This window comes from Pseudomonas sp. NFACC16-2 (assembly GCF_900119205.1).
Taxonomy (GTDB): domain Bacteria; phylum Pseudomonadota; class Gammaproteobacteria; order Pseudomonadales; family Pseudomonadaceae; genus Aquipseudomonas; species Aquipseudomonas fluorescens_Q.
The window spans coordinates 33,323-50,580 of sequence record NZ_FPIX01000009.1 but is presented as its reverse complement, the minus strand read 5'-3'; the positions used below and the strand labels follow the sequence as shown (position 1 = coordinate 50,580).

General features: G+C 62.5%; 17 protein-coding genes and 1 other RNA gene. 10 read left to right on the top strand and 8 right to left on the bottom strand.

Features of this window, described 5'->3' with window-relative positions; genetic code table 11:
• Positions 1-138 precede the first annotated feature (138 nt).
• Positions 139-555, top strand: coding sequence for a flagellar basal body-associated protein FliL (locus BT116_RS10230; RefSeq protein WP_063325204.1), 417 nt, complete (start codon positions 139-141; stop codon positions 553-555).
• Between the two features lie 67 nt (positions 556-622).
• Here the strand turns inward: BT116_RS10230 and BT116_RS10225 are convergent, their stop codons facing one another.
• From BT116_RS10225 to BT116_RS10210, 4 genes are all read right to left on the bottom strand, one after another.
• Positions 623-1,741 (bottom strand): ABC transporter permease, encoded by a 1,119-nt coding sequence (locus BT116_RS10225; RefSeq protein WP_072342970.1) that lies wholly within the window; start codon positions 1,739-1,741, stop codon positions 623-625.
• Complete coding sequence (rbbA, locus tag BT116_RS10220) at positions 1,741-4,464, bottom strand: ribosome-associated ATPase/putative transporter RbbA (RefSeq protein WP_072342967.1); 2,724 nt, start codon at positions 4,462-4,464, stop codon at positions 1,741-1,743. Before rbbA ends, BT116_RS10225 begins: the two co-directional genes overlap by 1 nt.
• The gene (locus BT116_RS10215; protein ID WP_072342964.1) at positions 4,461-5,426 is read right to left on the bottom strand and encodes an HlyD family secretion protein; all 966 of its coding nucleotides are present in this window, start codon (positions 5,424-5,426) and stop codon (positions 4,461-4,463) included. Before BT116_RS10215 ends, rbbA begins: the two co-directional genes overlap by 4 nt.
• 81 nt (positions 5,427-5,507) lie before the next feature.
• Positions 5,508-5,957 (bottom strand): EVE domain-containing protein, encoded by a 450-nt coding sequence (locus BT116_RS10210; protein WP_072342960.1) that lies wholly within the window; start codon positions 5,955-5,957, stop codon positions 5,508-5,510.
• Positions 5,958-6,151: 194 nt separating this feature from the next.
• On the opposite strand from BT116_RS10210, the gene BT116_RS31025 reads away from it, so the two are divergent.
• A complete protein-coding gene (locus BT116_RS31025) occupies positions 6,152-6,298 on the top strand; it encodes a hypothetical protein (RefSeq protein ID WP_092149156.1) in 147 nt (48 codons plus the stop codon).
• Positions 6,299-6,333: 35 nt separating this feature from the next.
• Here BT116_RS31025 and BT116_RS10205 read toward each other — a convergent pair whose 3' ends face one another.
• The 4 genes from BT116_RS10205 to BT116_RS10190 form a co-directional block, all read right to left on the bottom strand.
• Entirely contained in the window at positions 6,334-6,939 is a 606-nt protein-coding gene (locus BT116_RS10205; RefSeq protein ID WP_072342957.1) for a 5-formyltetrahydrofolate cyclo-ligase, read from the bottom strand.
• Between the two features lie 114 nt (positions 6,940-7,053).
• Positions 7,054-7,233: non-coding RNA, 6S RNA (ssrS, locus tag BT116_RS10200), on the bottom strand.
• Between the two features lie 30 nt (positions 7,234-7,263).
• On the bottom strand, positions 7,264-7,581 hold the full coding sequence (locus tag BT116_RS10195; protein WP_003177364.1) for a cell division protein ZapA: 318 nt from the start codon (positions 7,579-7,581) through the stop codon (positions 7,264-7,266).
• Entirely contained in the window at positions 7,578-7,787 is a 210-nt protein-coding gene (locus BT116_RS10190; RefSeq protein WP_003177365.1) for a TIGR02449 family protein, read from the bottom strand. The genes BT116_RS10195 and BT116_RS10190 overlap by 4 nt, the downstream gene beginning before the upstream one ends.
• 129 nt (positions 7,788-7,916) lie before the next feature.
• Here BT116_RS10190 and BT116_RS10185 point away from each other — a divergent pair, with 129 nt between their 5' ends.
• From BT116_RS10185 to gcvH, 8 genes are all read left to right on the top strand, one after another.
• Positions 7,917-8,471, top strand: a complete 555-nt coding sequence (locus tag BT116_RS10185; protein ID WP_072342955.1) for a YecA/YgfB family protein — start codon at positions 7,917-7,919, stop codon at positions 8,469-8,471.
• A gap of 25 nt (positions 8,472-8,496) precedes the next feature.
• Entirely contained in the window at positions 8,497-9,831 is a 1,335-nt protein-coding gene (pepP, locus tag BT116_RS10180) for a Xaa-Pro aminopeptidase (RefSeq protein WP_063323873.1), read from the top strand.
• Positions 9,828-11,015, top strand: a complete 1,188-nt coding sequence (gene ubiH / locus BT116_RS10175) for a 2-octaprenyl-6-methoxyphenyl hydroxylase (protein ID WP_072342952.1) — start codon at positions 9,828-9,830, stop codon at positions 11,013-11,015. Before pepP ends, ubiH begins: the two co-directional genes overlap by 4 nt.
• A gap of 67 nt (positions 11,016-11,082) precedes the next feature.
• Positions 11,083-12,300 (top strand): 2-octaprenyl-3-methyl-6-methoxy-1,4-benzoquinol hydroxylase, encoded by a 1,218-nt coding sequence (locus BT116_RS10170; RefSeq protein WP_170845941.1) that lies wholly within the window; start codon positions 11,083-11,085, stop codon positions 12,298-12,300.
• A gap of 215 nt (positions 12,301-12,515) precedes the next feature.
• On the top strand, positions 12,516-13,520 hold the full coding sequence (locus BT116_RS10165; protein ID WP_072342946.1) for an extracellular solute-binding protein: 1,005 nt from the start codon (positions 12,516-12,518) through the stop codon (positions 13,518-13,520).
• 340 nt (positions 13,521-13,860) lie between these two features.
• On the top strand, positions 13,861-15,477 hold the full coding sequence (locus tag BT116_RS10160) for an ABC transporter permease (RefSeq protein ID WP_063323877.1): 1,617 nt from the start codon (positions 13,861-13,863) through the stop codon (positions 15,475-15,477).
• 155 nt (positions 15,478-15,632) lie between these two features.
• A complete protein-coding gene (gene gcvT / locus BT116_RS10155) occupies positions 15,633-16,715 on the top strand; it encodes a glycine cleavage system aminomethyltransferase GcvT (RefSeq protein ID WP_072342943.1) in 1,083 nt (360 codons plus the stop codon).
• 52 nt (positions 16,716-16,767) lie between these two features.
• The gene (gene gcvH / locus BT116_RS10150) at positions 16,768-17,151 is read left to right on the top strand and encodes a glycine cleavage system protein GcvH (RefSeq protein WP_072342940.1); all 384 of its coding nucleotides are present in this window, start codon (positions 16,768-16,770) and stop codon (positions 17,149-17,151) included.
• Positions 17,152-17,258 lie beyond the last annotated feature (107 nt).

Here is a 17,258-nt window from a genome sequence, read left to right as displayed (position 1 = left end):
TTTGGGAGTGATGGCCGATAAGTGTAGGTGTGAGAGACAACGGGTCAACGAGCATGCCTTGCCCTGATAGCCGGCCATAAGCTTGTGCTTGAACGGCGGGGCGGTATGCTGGGCCGCAAACCGGATGAGGAATCAATTGTGAAAGCGTGGATCATGTTGATGCTGGCCCTGTCGTTGCCTGTGGCAGCGATGGCCGAAGAGGGCAAGGAAGCGAAGGAGGGTGAGGCGCCGAAGGTCAGCTACATCACCCTCAGCCCGCCCTTTGTCGGCAACTATGGGCTCGACGGTTCGGCGAAGTTGAGAGTCTACAAGGCCGATGTGGCCCTGCGCGTGACAGGAGATGCCGCAGCGGCGGCGGTCAAGGCCAATGAGCCGTTGATTCGCAACCAGTTGGTGGCGCTGTTCGCCCAGCAGACCACCGAGACCATGAACAACCTTGAGGCCAAGGAAAAATTGCGTCAGGAAGCGTTGAAGCAGACCCAGCAGGTGATGAACGACGAAACCGGCAAACCGATGGTCGATGACCTGTTGTTCAACAACCTGATCATTCAGTAAACCGGCTCGATCGCAGCCTTTGGCAGTGCCCGGATCTCCTGGCGCTGCCCAAGGCTGTTTTTTTTCGTCAAGACGCCAGGCTCTTCCGAAACCGGGCCAGGGCGATTGCAAAGAACAAAAGTCCGATGGCCGCCAGCGCCAGCAGGTCCGGCCAGATCACGCCAGGGCCGGCATCTCGGAACAGGATCGCCGCGCTGAGGCTGACGAAATGCGTCGAGGGCGAGCCTTGCATCACCCATTGCAACCATTGCGGCATGCTGTCCAGCGGTGTACTGCCGCCCGACAACAGCAGCATCGGAATGATAACCGGGATCGCCAGCAGGCCGAATTGCGGCGTCGAGCGGGCGAGGGTGGCGAGGAAGATGCCCAGTGAGGTGCTGGCGAACAGGTAGAGTGCGGTCACCAGCAGGAAGAGCGCCATGGAGCCGGCGAGTGGAACCCCCAAGGCGAACTTGACGATGATTTCCAGCGATGCCCAGGTGCACAGCACCACCACCAGCAGGTTGCTCCAGATTTTCGCCAGCATGATTTCCAATGCCGTCAGCGGCAGCACCAGCAAGTGGTCGAGGGTGCCGTGCTCGCGCTCGCGTAGCAGCGCGGTCCCCGTCAGGATGATGGCCAGGATCGTGATGTTGTTGACGATCTGGATCACCGCCAGGAACCAGCCACCTTCCAGATTGGTATTGAACAGCGAACGCGTGGTCAGCCTCACGGGCGTTGCTTCGCTCGTTTGTGCCTGGCCGGCGTAGGTAGTCAGTTCCTGTTGGAAAATCCGTCCGATGTAGCCGGCGCCCATGAACGCCTGACTCATGGCCGTGGCGTCGACGTTGAGTTGCAGCGTCGGTTCGCGCCCTGCGAGCAGGTCGGCCTGGAAGTTGGCGGGCACGTTGATGACAAAGGTGTAGCGGCCATTGTCCATGACCTTGTCCAGTTCGGCATAGGGCAAGGCCACTGGGTTCTGGAACTCCGGCGGTTGCAGGAGCTGGGCCAATTGGCGCGAAAGATGGCTCTGGTCTTCGTCCACTATTGCCACACTGGCGTTGTGGACGCCGATTACCGAACCTGCGGCCGGCATGTAGATCGCCACCGTGAACGCGTAGCCCAAAAACAGCAGTAGGACGGAGTCGTACCGCAGGCTGGTCAGTTCCTTGAGCCCCAGACGCCAGATATGTGAAAGCGTGTGCATCAGGCCTCCTGCTTTTTCAGCATGATCAGGCTGAGCCCGGTGAAGCCCAGGAAAAAACCGCCCAGTGCCAGGCATTGCGGCCATAGCTGGCGCAGATCCAGGGCCTTGGTGAAGGTGCCGACGGCGATATCCAGGAAGTAACCGGCGGGAAACAACTGGCCCATCACCGCAGCGGCACCCTCCAGGGAGGAGCGCGGCACGATCAACCCCGAAAACTGGATGGTCGGCAGGCTGGTGATAATCATGGTGCCGAGGATCGCCGCGATCTGGGTGCGGGTGAACGCCGAGATCAGCAGCCCCATGCTGGTGGTCGCCAGTACATAGAGCAGGCCGCCGATCGCTAGCGTCAGGCCGCTGCCCTTGAACGGCACACCGAACAGCCAGCGGTTCATCGCTGTCAGCAGGGCGAGGTTGATCAGGCTGACCGCCAGGTAGGGCACTTGTTTGCCCAGCAGGAACTCCAGTCGGGTCAGCGGCGTGGCGTAGAAGTTGGTGATCGAGCCCAGCTCCTTCTCCCGCACGATGCCCAGCGCCGTCAACATGGCCGGAATGAACGCCAGGATCAGCGCCATGACCCCAGGACCGATGGCGTTGACGCTGACCACGTCCTGGTTGTAACGAAAGCGCGTTTCCAGCGTCGCACCGGGTTGCCGGTTTGGCGCGCGGCTGCTGAGTTCAGCCAGTTGCTCAAGGTTGGCCTGGTGCACGGCCTGGACGTAGTTGCGACTGGTCTCGGCTCGAAACGGTATGCCGCCGTCCAGCCAGGCGCCCACCGTCGGTTGGCGGTCGGCGTAAAGGTCACGCCCGAAACCGGGGGGGATTTCCAGGGCCAGCTTGATCTCCGAACGCTGCAAGCGTCGATGCAGCTCCTTCGCATCGCTGATGATCGGTTGCTCCTCGAAGTAGCGCGAGCTACGGAACGCTTCCAGATAGGCACGGCTTTGCGGGCTCTGATCCTGGTCAAACACGGCGAAGGCCAGTTTCTCCACATCGAGGGAAATACCGAAGCCGAAGACCACCATCATGAACAAGGCGCCCAGCAAGGCGAATGCCATCCGCACCTTGTCGCGCAGCAGCTCCTTGCCTTCCCGGCTGGCGACGGCCCACAGGCGACCGAGGCTCAGGCCGCGCCGGTCCCGGGGGGCGTCGGCACTGTCAAGGGGTACGGGGGCGGCATCTTGCTGCGTCTCGCCCTGGGCTTTTTCCAGGCAGGTGACGAACGCGGCTTCCAGCGTCTGGCCGTTGAACTGCGCCTGCAAGGCCGCCGGCGTGTCACAAGCCAGGACCTTGCCGGCGTGCATCAGCGAAATACGGTCGCAGCGCTGGGCCTCGTTCATGAAGTGCGTGGAAAGAAAAATCGTCACGCCCTGTTCGCGAGACAGCTCGATCAGCAGCCGCCAGAAATCATCCCGCGCAGCCGGGTCGACACCCGAGGTCGGCTCATCGAGGATCAGCACTTCCGGGCGATGCAACACCGCCACCGCCAGGGACAAACGCTGGCGCAGGCCCAGTGGCAGGGCGCCGGAAGGCTGGTCCGCCAGCGCTTGGAGATTGAAGCGCTGAATCAGTTCGTCGATGCGCTGGCGACTGTCCGTCGTGGGCAGGTCGAAGAGCTTGGCGTGCAGTTCCAGGTTCTGGCGCGCACTCAGTTCGCCGTACAGCGAAAAGCTCTGGGACATGAAACCCACCCGCTTGCGGGTGGCGAGGTCCTTGGCGTTGACCGGGTTGCCCAGCAGCCGGGCACTGCCTTCGCTGGCGGGGATCAGCCCGGTCAACACCTTCATGGTGGTGGTCTTGCCGCAGCCGTTGGAACCCAGGAACCCAAAGATCTCACCGCGACCAATCGCGAAACTGACGTTGTCGACGGCGGTGAAATCACCGAAGCGCAAGGTGAGGTCGTGGGCTTCGATGGCAATGTCGGCGGTGTTGGCGCTCCTGGGGGGAATCACCAGCGGCTCTGCATCGCGGTTGCTGTCGCCCTGGAAATGGGTGAAGGCCGAGTCGAGCTTGCCGTCTGGCGTGACTGTGGCCAGCTCGGCACTCAAACCCTTGGCGATCAAGCGACCGTTGTCGAGCATCAGGCAATGCTCGAATTGTTCAGCCTCTTCCATGTACGCGGTGGCGACCAGGAGGGTCAGTTGCGGGCGTTGTCGACGCACGTCTTCTATCAGTTCCCAGAAGCGACGCCGGGACAGCGGGTCCACGCCGGTGGTGGGTTCGTCGAGAATCAGCAGGTCCGGCTCATGGATCAGTGCGCAACACAGGCCGAGCTTCTGTTTCATGCCGCCGGACAGTTTGCCCGCCGGGCGATCGGCAAAACGCTGCAGATCGGTGGCCAGCAGCAAAGTGCCCATGCGTTGTTCGCAGTCTGCCCGGGATAACCCGAACAGCGTGCCGAAGAAGCGAATGTTCTCGCGTATCGACAGGTCCGGGTAAAGGTTGCCCCCCAACCCTTGGGGCATGAAGGCAATGCGTCGGTAGAGGGTATTGCGATGGCGTCGGTCGTCGATCGAGGCGCCGAGTACGTCCAGTTGGCCGTGCTGGAGTTTCTTCACCCCGGCAATCAGCCCCAGCAGGCTCGATTTGCCGGCACCGTCCGGGCCGATCAGGCCGCAGCGAGTGCCGACGGGCAGGCTGAAGGCGATATCGCTCAGCGCCACCTGCTGGCCGTAGCGGTGTTCAAGGCCCGAGGCGCGCAATGCCTCGCCGGCGGGGGCGCTCATTGCAAGTTGGCCGGCCAGTCGATGGGGGCGGTGCGTACATAGCCGGCGCCTGGCATGCCGGGTTTGACCTGGGGCACTTCGCCGGGGCGGGTCAGGCGTACTTTAACGCGGAACACCAGTTTCTGGCGCTCATCACGGGTTTCGACTTCTTTCGGGGTGAACTGGGATTTGGCCGCGACGAAACTGACCTTGGCGGGTAGAGGTCGCGCGGGCAGGGCGTCGAGCAACAGTCGCGCTTCATCGCCCACCGCCAGTTTCCCCGCCACCGACGCCGGCAGGTAGAGGTTCATGTATTGGTCGTTCGGATCGATCATCAGCAACACTCGGCCGCCGGCGCCCAGCACTTCACCTGGCTCGGCCAGGCGCAACTGGATCACGCCGTCGAGCGGTGCCCGCAACGTGCTGTCATCTATTTCGCTGGTGAGTTGGGCCACTTGGGCCAGGGTCGCGCCGATGGCCGCATTCGCCGCCGATACCTGAGCCCGGGCGGCGTTGACCGCGGCATTGGCGGTGTCGACGCGGGCTTGTTGCTGGTCAATGACCTGGCCGCTGGCGTAACCGCGCTTGAACAGTTCCTGGGTCCGCTTGAGCTCCTGGTGAGCGAGCAATTGTTCGCTCTGGCGCAACTGCACGTTGGCTTCGGTGGCAGCAAGGTTCTGCCGGGCCCGCACGACTTCGGCCTCGGCCTGGTTGCGCTGGGCCTCCAGGGTGCGGGTATCCATGCGCGCCAGCACCTGGCCCTTGATGACGTTGTCGCCTTCGTCGACCTGAACTTCGGCCAGGCGCCCGGGGGTCTTGCTGGCAATCTGGACCTCGGTGGCCTCAAGGCGACCGTTGCCCATGCTCAAGCCTTCCGGCAGGCGATCGTGGCGCGATTTCCAATAGCCGAAACCGCCGGCGGCCAGCAAAACAGTCATCAAGGCGAGGGCAAAAAAGCGAGAAGTACGATGGTTTGTCGACATGTCCGGCATCCTGCGGCTATAGCATCGAAGTCTGCCAGGTCAGCGAACGACCCCGCTTGACATCCATCAACTCATTGGCGATCAGCGCAGCGCCATGACCGTTGCCCATTGTTCGGGGGTGACGGGCATCACCGACAGTCGCGAGCCTTTTTGCACCAGTGGCATTTCAGCCAGGGCGGCCTGTTGCTTGAGGTAGTCGAGCTTCAGTACGTGGGGAAACGTTTCGACGTGGGCCACGTCGATCGCGGTCCAGGGGTTTTTGTCCGGACCGGCCTTGGGGTCGTAGTAATGGCTGTCGGGCTCCAGCGCCGTTGGGTCAGGGTAGGCCGCACGGACAATCCGGCCGATTCCGGCAATGCCTGGCTCGGGGCAACTGGAGTGATAGAAAAAGAACGTGTCGCCCACCGCCATGGTTCGCAGAAAGTTACGCGCCTGGTAGTTGCGAACCCCGTCCCAGCGTGCCTGGCCGAGCTCTTCCAAACCTTGGATGGATAATTCGTCGGGCTCGGATTTCATCAGCCAATAGGCCATGATTGCTACTCCTTGGCGGTGTTGAAAAAATAGTTCAGCGATTTTATGACAAACCGACAGTCGGTTGACGCCAGAGTTTGCGTGTCGGGGCCGGTTGCCGCAAAATGCCGGCCTTCCAAGCTTGACGCTGCTGCACGGCCAATAAGAAAACCGCTGCTGTCATCGTGTGTGATATGCCTTGAGGGGGGCAATCGATGAAACGCAAACCGGATTTGTTGTGGATCCTGGTCATTCTGTTCGGTCTGGGTGTCGTGACCACGGGTTACGCCCAAAGCCTGTGGGCCAACAAGACCGACGCGCCGGTGGAAATCACCCAGCCCGCGGCATCGTTCAAACGCTGAATCTGCTTTCCTGGCGCCGCAGATGATCGCGGCGTCTACCCCGCGATATACCAATGCCTGTCGCTGACCGTTCCCTGCAGCGGTACGTCCCAGCTTGCCTGCGCCAATCGTTCGACTTTCTGGCATTCATGGGCCAGCCCCAATAGCGTCGGCTTGCGCCACTGCTTGCGTCGCGCCAGATACGCCAGGCTGCGGTCATAAAAACCGCCGCCCATGCCCAGTCGACCACCCGCATCGTCAAACCCCACCAATGGCAGCAACACCAGGTCCAGCGTCCAGGCCTTGCGTTGCCGGGCGATGTTCTTGCGCGGCTCAGGAATACGAAACCGGTTGGGCTGCATTTTTTCGCCGGGGTGGATGCGCTGGAACACCATCTTGGTCCGCGGCCATGGGCTGAGCACGGGCAGGTAAGTGGCCTTGCCCCGGCGTTGGGCTTCGCGCAGCAGCAGGCGCGGATCGATCTCGCCGTCGTTGGGCAGGTAGAGGGCGATGTGCTGCGCACGGCGAAACAGCGGATGCTGGGCCAGTTGCTTGTACAGCCCGTGGGCGGCTTGCCGTTGCTGGGCGGGCGTCAGGGCGCGACGGGCCTGGCGCAGCAGGCGTCGAAGTTGCGGGCGGGGCAGCAGCGCAGGTTCGGTCATATCAGTGCTTCACGCAGTGGCGATGCCACAGCGTAACCGCAAAACAGGCTGCTCAGAAATGCCTGCGCCAGAAACGACAATGCCAGTCCATATGGACTGGCATTGTCAGGAGTCAGGCTCCCCGGATGAACCGCTGTCGGCTTAGCCCTTGAACCCGAAAGTTCAAGGTGGAAGTTGCAGGGGGCGTTAAGGCTTTCCGTCAAGCGGACATGCACACCGGCCCCAACGTGCAACCCCCGTGGTTGTGCGTATCGGCTCAGGGACATCACCAACTGGCAAGCACCCCAGGGAGTGATGCGAGTATACCCCAGGCAGCCTCGCGAATCAGCCCTTGCTGACATCCGGATCGGTGGCGAGCACCAGATCCACCCGGTCGAGCAGGTCGCGCACCTGTTCACGGGTCGAGCCGCTGACCTGCAGGTCCGGCGTATCCTGGCGATGCAGCAGGTCGTGGGTGATGTTCAAGGCAGCCATTACGGCGATGCGGTCGGCGCCGATGACTTTGCCGCTGCTGCGGATCTCGCGCATCTTGCCATCCAGGTAACGGGCGGCGCTCACCAGGTTGCTACGCTCTTCCTGGGGGCAGATGATCGAATATTCTTTGTCGAGGATCTGCACGGTAACGCTATTGCTTGAACTCATGAGTCTTGCTCCAGGGCCTTGAGGCGCGAAATCATCGATTCGACCTTACGCCGGGCGATTTCGTTTTTTTCAATGAGGTGCGCGCGTTCCTCGCGCCAGGTTTTTTCCTGAGCTAATAGGAGTCCGTTTTGGCTCTTAAGTTGCTCGACCCGGTCAATTAGCAGTTCGAGTCTGGCCATCAGCGCTTGCAGGTCGGTGTCTTCCATTGTGTCCACTGAAGATTGTGTCTGATGGAGGGTATGAGTCGCACAGCCTCTGATAGTCTTGGCGAGTCTGTCGATGTAGGATACAAGGCCTCCATTCTAGACATAGCGCCGTCTGGCGCCTAGCTGCCCATGCCCATTCAGAATTCCCCGTATCAAGCATTCGCCACCCTGCTGAGCACCAGCGGTCATCCTGTCTCGCCTGCCGAACTGCATGGCCTGCTGCTCGGTCGCAGTTGCGCCGGCGCCGGGTTCGATGCCGACGGCTGGTTGGCCGACGCCGCAGAACTGCTGGAAGGCGAGCCGGCGGACAACGTCCGCAACGCGCTGATCGGCCTGCAGGAAATGGTCAAGGGCGAGCTGACCAGTGACGACATGACCGTCGTCCTGCTGCTGCCCACTGACGACGCCCCCCTGGCTGAACGCGCCGCGGCGCTGGGCCAGTGGTGCCAGGGCTTCCTCGCCGGCTTCGGCCTGACCCGCCGCGAATACGCCTTGAGCGAAGAGGCCAAGGAAGTGTTGCAGGACTTGGCCGCGATCTCCCAGGTCCAGGATGCCCTGGAAGAATCCGATGACGGTGAAAGCGACTACATGGAAGTGATGGAGTACCTGCGGGTCGCGCCATTGCTGCTGTTCACCGAGACCAAGAAAACCGATGCAGCGGCGGCCAAGCCGTCCTTGCATTAATTTTTAGAGGGAACACCGTCTGCCCATGATTCATATCCCGAAATCGGAATACAGCCGTCGCCGCAAGGCCCTGATGGCGCAGATGGAACCCAACAGCATCGCAATCCTGCCCGCCGCCGCCGTTGCGATCCGCAACCGCGACGTCGAGCACGTCTACCGCCAGGACAGCGACTTCCAATACCTCAGCGGCTTTCCCGAGCCGCAAGCGGTGCTGGTGCTGATGCCGGGCCGCGCCCATGGCGAATACATCCTCTTTTGCCGCGAGCGCAACGCCGAACGTGAGTTGTGGGATGGCCTGCGCGCCGGCCAGGAAGGGGCGATCCGTGACTACGGCGCCGACGACGCGTTTCCCATCACCGATATCGACGACATCCTGCCGGGCCTGATCGAAGGCCGCGACCGGGTGTATTCGGCCATGGGCAGCAACCCGGAATTCGACCGGCACCTGATGGAGTGGATCAACGTGATTCGCTCCAAGGCCCACCTCGGCGCCCAGCCGCCGAACGAATTCGTTGCCCTGGATCACTTGCTGCATGACATGCGCCTGTATAAATCGGCGGCAGAAGTGAAAGTGATGCGCGAAGCGGCGCGGATTTCCGCCCAGGCGCACATTCGGGCGATGCAGGCGGCGCGTCCGGGGCTGCATGAGTTCAGCCTGGAAGCCGAGCTGGACTATGAGTTTCGCAAGGGCGGGGCAAAAATGCCGGCCTATGGCTCGATCGTCGCGGCGGGGCGCAACAGCTGCATCCTGCACTACCAGCAGAACGACGCGCTGCTCAAGGACGGCGATCTGGTGCTGATCGACGCCGGTTGTGAAATCGACTGCTACGCCAGCGATATCACCCGAACCTGGCCGGTCAGTGGCAAGTTTTCACCCGAGCAGAAGGCGATCTACGAAGTGGTGCTGGCTGCCCAGGAAGCCGCATTTGCCCAGATCGCGCCGGACAAACACTGGAACCAGGCCCACGAAGCGACGGTGCGGGTGATTACAGAGGGGCTGGTGCGCCTTGGGCTGCTGGAGGGTGAGGTGGATGCGTTGATCGCCAGCGAAGCCTACCGGGCGTTCTACATGCATCGCGCTGGCCACTGGCTGGGCATGGACGTGCATGACGTGGGTGAATACCGCGTTGGTGGTGAGTGGCGGGTGCTTGAGGTCGGCATGACGCTGACGGTGGAGCCGGGCATCTACATCAGCCCGAACAACCGCAGCGTAGCGAAAAAATGGCGCGGCATTGGCGTGCGTATCGAGGATGACGTGGTAGTGACCAGAACCGGTTGTGAAATCCTGAGCCACGGCGTACCGAAGACGGTCGCCGACATCGAGGCCCTGATGGCCGCTGCCCGGACGCAAGCGGCATGAGCCGGGTCAATCTGGCGATCGTCGGCGGCGGCCTGGTCGGCGCGAGCCTGGCGCTGGCCCTGCAGGCCGGTGCCAAGGCCCGGGGCTGGAAGATCATGCTGATCGAGCCCTTCGCTCCCGGCAACGCCTGGCAGCCGAGCTACGACGCCCGGTCCTCGGCATTGTCCTACGGTGCCCGGCAGATTTATCAACGCTTGGGTGTCTGGCAGGAGATTTCCCGCCGCGCCGAACCGATCAAACAGATCCATGTATCCGACCGTGGGCGGTTTTCCACCGCGCGTCTGTCGGCTATGGAGGAGGGCGTGCCGGCGCTGGGCTACGTGGTGGAAAACGCCTGGCTCGGCCAGTGCCTGTGGCAAGGCCTGGACCCTGAGGTGGTCAGTTGGCGCTGCCCGGCGCAGGTCACCGGCATGGAACCTCTGGTCGGCGGTTATCGCCTGACCCTCGACGATGAAACCACCCTGGAATGCGACCTTGCCGTACTGGCCGATGGCGGCCGCTCCGGCCTGCGTGAGCAGTTGGGTATCGGCGTGCGCAGTCGACCCTACGACCAGAGCGCCTTGATCGCCAACATCACCCCCAGCGAAGCCCACAATGGCATGGCCTTCGAACGTTTCACCGATGACGGCCCGATGGCCTTGTTGCCGCTGCCGGAGAATCGTTGCGCGCTGGTCTGGACCCGCCAGGGCATGGATGCAAAACGGCTGGCGGCCCTCGACGAGCGCAGTTTCCTCAGCGAATTGCAGGGCGTGTTCGGCTATCGCCTGGGCACCCTGAAACAGGTGGGCGTGCGACATCTGTACCCGCTGGCGCTGGTGGAGGCCGAAGAACAGGTCCGTCCGCACCTGGCGATCCTGGGCAACGCCGCCCACAGCTTGCACCCGATTGCCGGGCAGGGGTTCAACTTGTCCCTGCGCGATGCCCAGGCCCTTGCCGATGCCCTGCTCGACAGTGAAAGCGAGCCAGGGGATTTTGCCGTGTTGCAAGCCTATCGCGAGCGCCAGCGAATGGATCAGGTCCTGACCGTGGGCTTCTCCGACCAAGTCACGCGGCTGTTCGCCAGCAACCTGCCGTTGGTGTCCCTGGGCCGTAACCTCGGCCTGTTGGGCCTCGACTTGCTGCCGCCGGCCAAGCGCTGGTTCGCCCGTCAGGCCATGGGGCTGGGGACGCGTCCCGATGCTTGAGGCCGGGGCTGTCATTTCTTTTCATGGGCGACCGATGTCGCCAGCAAAACAGGCTTAGAGCATGGAATTGCGTGCAGATCTGCTGATTGTCGGTGCCGGTATGGTCGGCAGCGCCCTGGCGCTGGCGTTGCAGGGCAGTGGCCTGCAAGTGCTGCTGCTCGACGGCAGCCCGATGAGCGTCAAACCCTTCGATCCCCAGGCCGCGTTCGAGCCCCGAGTCAGTGCCTTGTCGACGGCCAGCCAGCGGATCCTCGATCGCCTGGGCGTCTGGGACGGCATCACCGCCCGACGCGCCAGCCCCTATACCGACATGCACGTCTGGGACGGCAGCGGCACCGGACAGATCCATTTCTCGGCCGCCAGCCTGCACGCCGAGGCGCTTGGGCACATCGTTGAAAACCGCGTTGTGCAGGACGCCTTGCTGGATCGACTGCATGACTGCGACCTGGGCCTGCTGGCCAACGCCCGGCTGGAGCAGATGCGTCGTTCCGGTGACGACTGGCTGCTGACCTTGGCCGATGGCCGCACGTTGCGGGCGCCCCTGGTCATCGCGGCTGACGGCGCGAATTCCGCAGTGCGCCGCCTGACCGGCGTTGTCACACGCGAATGGGATTACCTGCACCACGCCATCGTCACCAGCGTGCGCAGCGCCCGGCCGCATCGAATGACGGCCTGGCAGCGTTTCACCGACAACGGTCCGCTGGCGTTCCTGCCACTTGAGCGTGACGGTCAGCACGATTGGTGCTCGATCGTCTGGTCCACCACCCCCGGTGAAGCGCAGCGCTTGATGGCGCTCGATGAAACTGAATTCTGCAGCGAACTGGAACGAGCCTTCGAAGGCCAGCTCGGTACGGTACTGAGTGCCGACCCGCGCCTGTGCGTGCCGCTGCGCCAACGACATGCCAAGCGCTATGTGGCCGAAGGGCTGGCGTTGATCGGCGACGCGGCCCATACCATTCATCCGTTGGCCGGGCAGGGCGTGAACCTGGGCTTCCTCGACGCCGCCGTGCTGGCCGAAGTGCTGTTGCAGGCGGCCGGGCGTGGCGAACGATTGGCGGATGTGAAGGTGCTGAGCCGCTACGAGCGGCGACGCATGCCCCATAACTTGGCGTTGATGGCGGCGATGGAAGGTTTCGAGCGGTTGTTCCAGGCCGATCCATTGCCGGTGCGCTGGTTGCGTAACACCGGGCTGAAGCTGGTAGACCGCATGCCTGAGGCCAAGGCGTTGTTCGTGCGCGAGGCGCTGGGGTTGATTGGGGATTTGCCGGATCTGGCCAAGGCCTGAGAGGTCCGTTGGGCTCATGGCCCCATCGCGAGCAAGCTCGCTCTCACATTGACCTGCAGAACCTGTGGGAGCGAACTTGCTCGCGATGAGGCCGGGACAGTCACCTTGAGAACCCACCTGTGCAACATTTGGAAATGTGTCCACCCACTGTTCGATTGAGAAGCCAAATGTGAGTCCTTATCATTTGCGCACTTCATACTCGAGAGACTGCCCCCATGTCGGCACCCAAGCGCCTGCTGTCCGCCCTCGCCTTGACCTTGATCGGTGCCACTGCCGCCCAGGCCGCCGATGAGGTGGTGGTCTACTCTTCGCGCATCGATGAGCTGATCAAACCGGTCTTCGACGCCTACACCAAGAAGACCGGTGTGTCGGTGAAGTTCATCACCGACAAGGAAGCGCCGCTGATGCAGCGGATCAAGGCCGAGGGCGAGAACGCCACCGCCGACCTGCTGCTCACCGTCGACGCCGGCAACCTCTGGCAGGCCGAGCAGATGGGCATCCTCCAGCCGTTCACCTCACCGGTGATCGACGCCAACATCCCGTCTCAATACCGCGCTTCTTCCCACGCCTGGACCGGCTTGAGCCTGCGGGCGCGGACCATCGTCTACTCCACCGACCGGGTCAAACCCGCTGAGCTGAGCACCTACGAGGCCTTGGCGGGTGACGAATGGGAAGGCCGCCTGTGCCTGCGCACGTCGAAGAAGGTCTATAACCAGTCGCTGACCGCCACCCTGATCGAAACCCACGGTGCGGAAAAAACCGAGGAGATCCTCAAGGGCTGGGTCCGGAACCTGTCCACCGACGTCTTCTCCGATGACACCGCGCTGCTTGAGGCAATCAACGCCGGGCAGTGCGACGTCGGCATCGTCAATACCTACTACTATGGCCGCCTGCACCAGCAGAAGCCGGACCTGAAGGTGAAGCTGTTCTGGCCGAACCAGGCCGACCGTGGGGTGCACATCAACCTCTCGGGGATTGGCTTGACCAAGCATGCACCGCATCCGGACGCCGCGAAGAAGCTGGTGGAGTGGATGACCACGCCGCAAGCGCAAAGCATCTTCGCCGACGTGAACCAGGAATTCCCGGCTAACCCGCAGGTGGAGCCGTCCAAGGAAGTGGCGGCCTGGGGCAAGTTCAAGGCCGATACCCTGCCAGTGGAAGTCGCGGGTAAACGCCAGGCCGAAGCCATTCGCATGATGGATCGCGCTGGCTGGAATTAACCCAGGTCAGACGCTATACGCTGTGGGCTGGAATTAACCCAGGTCAGACGCTATACGCTGTGGGCTGGAATTAACCCAAGTCAGACGCTATTCCCTGTGGCTGAAATTAGCCCCAAGTCAGACACTATTCCCTGTGGCGAGGGGATTTATCCCCGCTGGCTTGCGGAGCAAGCCCAATGACAGACAATTCAATCCGTCTGACACGCCGCGTGCTCTGATTGGAGGGTCGCTTCGCAACCCAGCGGGGATAAATCCCCTCGCCACAGGTTTTCATGCGGCGGGTTATAGAATAGGTGCCCGCGCCAATGCGCGGGCATCATCATTTAAACGAGAGCTCCCCTTGGCCCACCCCGTCCAACGCCGCTGGTATCCCCTGGTCTTCGCCATTGCCGCGCTGGTCCTGCTGCCCCTTAGCGTCTTGCTGTTGTCCTGGCAGAGCATCGACCAACAGATCTGGTCCCACCTGTGGGATACGCAAATGCCGCGCTTGTTGGGCAACACCCTCACGTTGATCCTTGGCGTGGGTGTCGGGGTGACGTTGCTGGGTGTCAGTCTCGCCTGGCTCACCAGCCTGTGTGAGTTCCCCGGGCGACGCTGGCTCGACTGGGCGTTGATGCTGCCGTTTGCGATACCGGCCTACGTGTTGGCGTTTGTCTTCGTTGGCCTGCTGGACTTTGCCGGCCCCGTACAGACGCTCATGCGCGAATGGTTCGGCAGCGGCCTGCGCCTGCCCCGGGTCCGTTCCACCGGTGGGGTGATCCTGGTGCTGGTGCTGGTCTTTTACCCTTACGTCTATCTGCTGGCGCGCAGTGCATTCCTGGCCCAGGGCAAGGGCTTGATGGAAGCGGCGCGGGTGCTCGGGCAGTCGCCGTGGCAGGCTTTCTGGCGCGTGGCGCTGCCGATGGCCCGGCCGGCCATCGGTGCGGGCGTGGCGTTGGCGCTGATGGAAACCCTGGCGGATTTTGGCGCGGTGTCGGTGTTCAACTTCGACACCTTTACCACCGCGATCTACAAGACTTGGTATGGCTTCTTCAGCCTCTCCAGTGCTGCGCAACTGGCCAGCCTGCTGTTGCTGGCGGTGATGCTGGTGGTCTACGGCGAGCGCCGGGCTCGTGGTGCCCACCGGGCCAGTAACGAACGTCCCCGAGCCAAGGCTTTGTATACGTTGCGCGGTCTGAAGGCCGCGGCAGCCAGCAGTTGGTGTTTCCTGGTGTTCGCCTGTGCCTTTGTCATTCCGGTGCTGCAATTGGTGGTGTGGTTCTGGCAACGCGGTCGTTTCGACCTGGACGAACGTTATGCCGGGCTGATCGTCCACACCCTCTACCTGGGCGGCCTGGCCGCGCTGATCACCGTTTGCGTGGCCTTGCTGCTGGCGTTCGCCCGACGGCTGGCGCCAACCCGTCCGATTCGTGCCGGCGTCGGCCTGGCGAACCTGGGCTATGCCTTGCCCGGTTCGGTGCTCGCGGTGTCGATCATGCTTGCATTCAGCTACCTGGACCGTGAGTTGGTCATCCCGCTGTCGACCTGGCTCGGAGGGGCAGGCAAACCGTTGTTGCTGGGTAGCCTGTCGGCGCTGTTGCTGGCGTATCTGGTGCGCTTTTTGGCGGTGGCCTACGGTCCGTTGGAGAGCAGCCTGGCGCGCATTCGTCCGTCTTTGCCCGAGGCTGCACGCAGCCTTGGGGTCAGCGGGCCACGACTGTTTTTCAAAGTGTATCTGCCCTTGCTGTTACCCGGCACTTTGAGCGCGGCGTTGCTGGTGTTCGTCGACGTGCTCAAGGAAATGCCTGCGACGCTGCTGATGCGTCCGTTCGGCTGGGACACGCTGGCGGTGCGGATCTTCGAGATGACCAGCGAAGGGGAGTGGGCCCGGGCCGCGCTGCCGGCGCTGACGTTGGTACTGGTGGGGTTGTTGCCAGTCATCGGATTGATACGACGTTCGGCCCATCGAAACAGCTAGGTGCCAGTCCCACCTCATGCGGCTACAATGCGCGGCATTCGGTGCGGTCCGTCTGTCGGACCGGGCAACTGAGAACGTCAGAAAACTCCTTTTTTCAGATGTTCGCGCTATGCAGTGCCCGTCCGCACCTTCGCCAAGCCCGGAAGGAGAAACCCATGGGACAGCGTACGCCTCTGTATGACCTTCATCTCGCCCTCGGCGCGAAGATGGTCGATTTTGGCGGTTGGGATATGCCTTTGCATTACGGCTCGCAAGTCGAAGAACACCATCAGGTGCGTCGCGACTGCGGAGTGTTCGATGTATCCCACATGACCGTGATCGATGTCGCCGGCCCCCAGGCCAAGGTTTGGCTGCAGCGCTTGCTGGCCAATGACGTCGATCGTTTGCAGGACACAGGCAGTGCCCTGTACAGCGCGATGCTCAATGAGCGCGGCGGCATCGTCGACGACATGATTATCTACCGTGTCGAGGACGGTTATCGGTTGGTCTTCAACGCCTCGACTCGCGATCAGGATCTGGCCTGGATGCAGGCACAGCTCGGTGGCTACGACGTGCAGTTGCATGAGCGCCCCGAACTGGCGATGCTGGCGATCCAGGGCCCCCAGGCCCGGCAGAAGATTGCCGAACTGGTGACGCAACCGCGTGGGCAAATCATCCAGCAACTCAAGCCTTTCGAAGGCCGCGCCGACGGCGAATGGTTCATCGCCCGGACCGGCTACACCGGCGAGGATGGCCTGGAAATCGTCTTGCCTGCCCAGGAGGCCCCGAGTTTCTTCAACGACCTGGTCGGCGCTGGCATTTCGCCCATTGGCCTCGGCGCCCGCGACACCTTGCGCCTGGAGGCCGGCATGAACCTCTACGGCCAGGACATCAATCAAGACGTTTCGCCCCTGGCCTCGAACATGGCCTGGAGCATCGCCTGGGAACCGGCGAGCCGTCCGTTCATCGGGCGCAGTGCGCTGGAAGCCGAGCTTGCCAGCGGTGTGCAGCACAAGCTGGTCGGGCTGGTGCTGGAAGAGCGGGGTGTTTTACGCGCTCATCAGGTGGTTCGCATCGCCAATGTTGGCGAAGGGGAGATCACCAGTGGTAGTTTTTCTCCTACGCTTAGCAAGTCGATCGCTCTGGCACGTGTTCCGATGGCAACCGCCGACCGTGCCGAGGTAGAAATTCGCGGCAAATGGTATCCGGTACGGGTGGTCAAACCGACCTTCGTCCGCCATGGCAAAACCCTGATCTAACCTTTTACGGCGGGCCGCTGGCCGCTGATACTTTCTATTGAGGACACAGAATATGAGTGATATCCCTGCCGAACTGCGTTTTGCCGAAAGCCATGAGTGGGCACGCCTGGAAGCTGACGGTACCGTCACCGTGGGCATCAGCGATCATGCGCAGGAAGCCCTGGGCGATGTGGTATTTGTCGAGCTGACTGAAGTCGGTAAGGTCTTTGGCGCAGGTGACCAGGCCGGTGTGGTCGAGTCGGTCAAAGCTGCTTCCGATATCTATTCCCCAATTGCAGGTGAAGTGATAGCGGTCAACGAAGAGCTGAGCGGCTCGCCTGAGCTGCTGAACTCCGATCCGTACGGCGCCTGGATCTTCAAGCTCCAGCCAAGTGACAAGGCGGAGGTGGGCAAGTTGCTTGATGCGGCAGGCTACAAGGCAGCTATCGGCGAATAAGGACGACTGCACCTGTGTGCGAGCAAGCTCGCTCCCACAGAGGATTGGCGGTTCGATCGTTCCCACGCTCCTGCGTGGGAATGCCGCCAGGGACGCTCCGCGTTCCG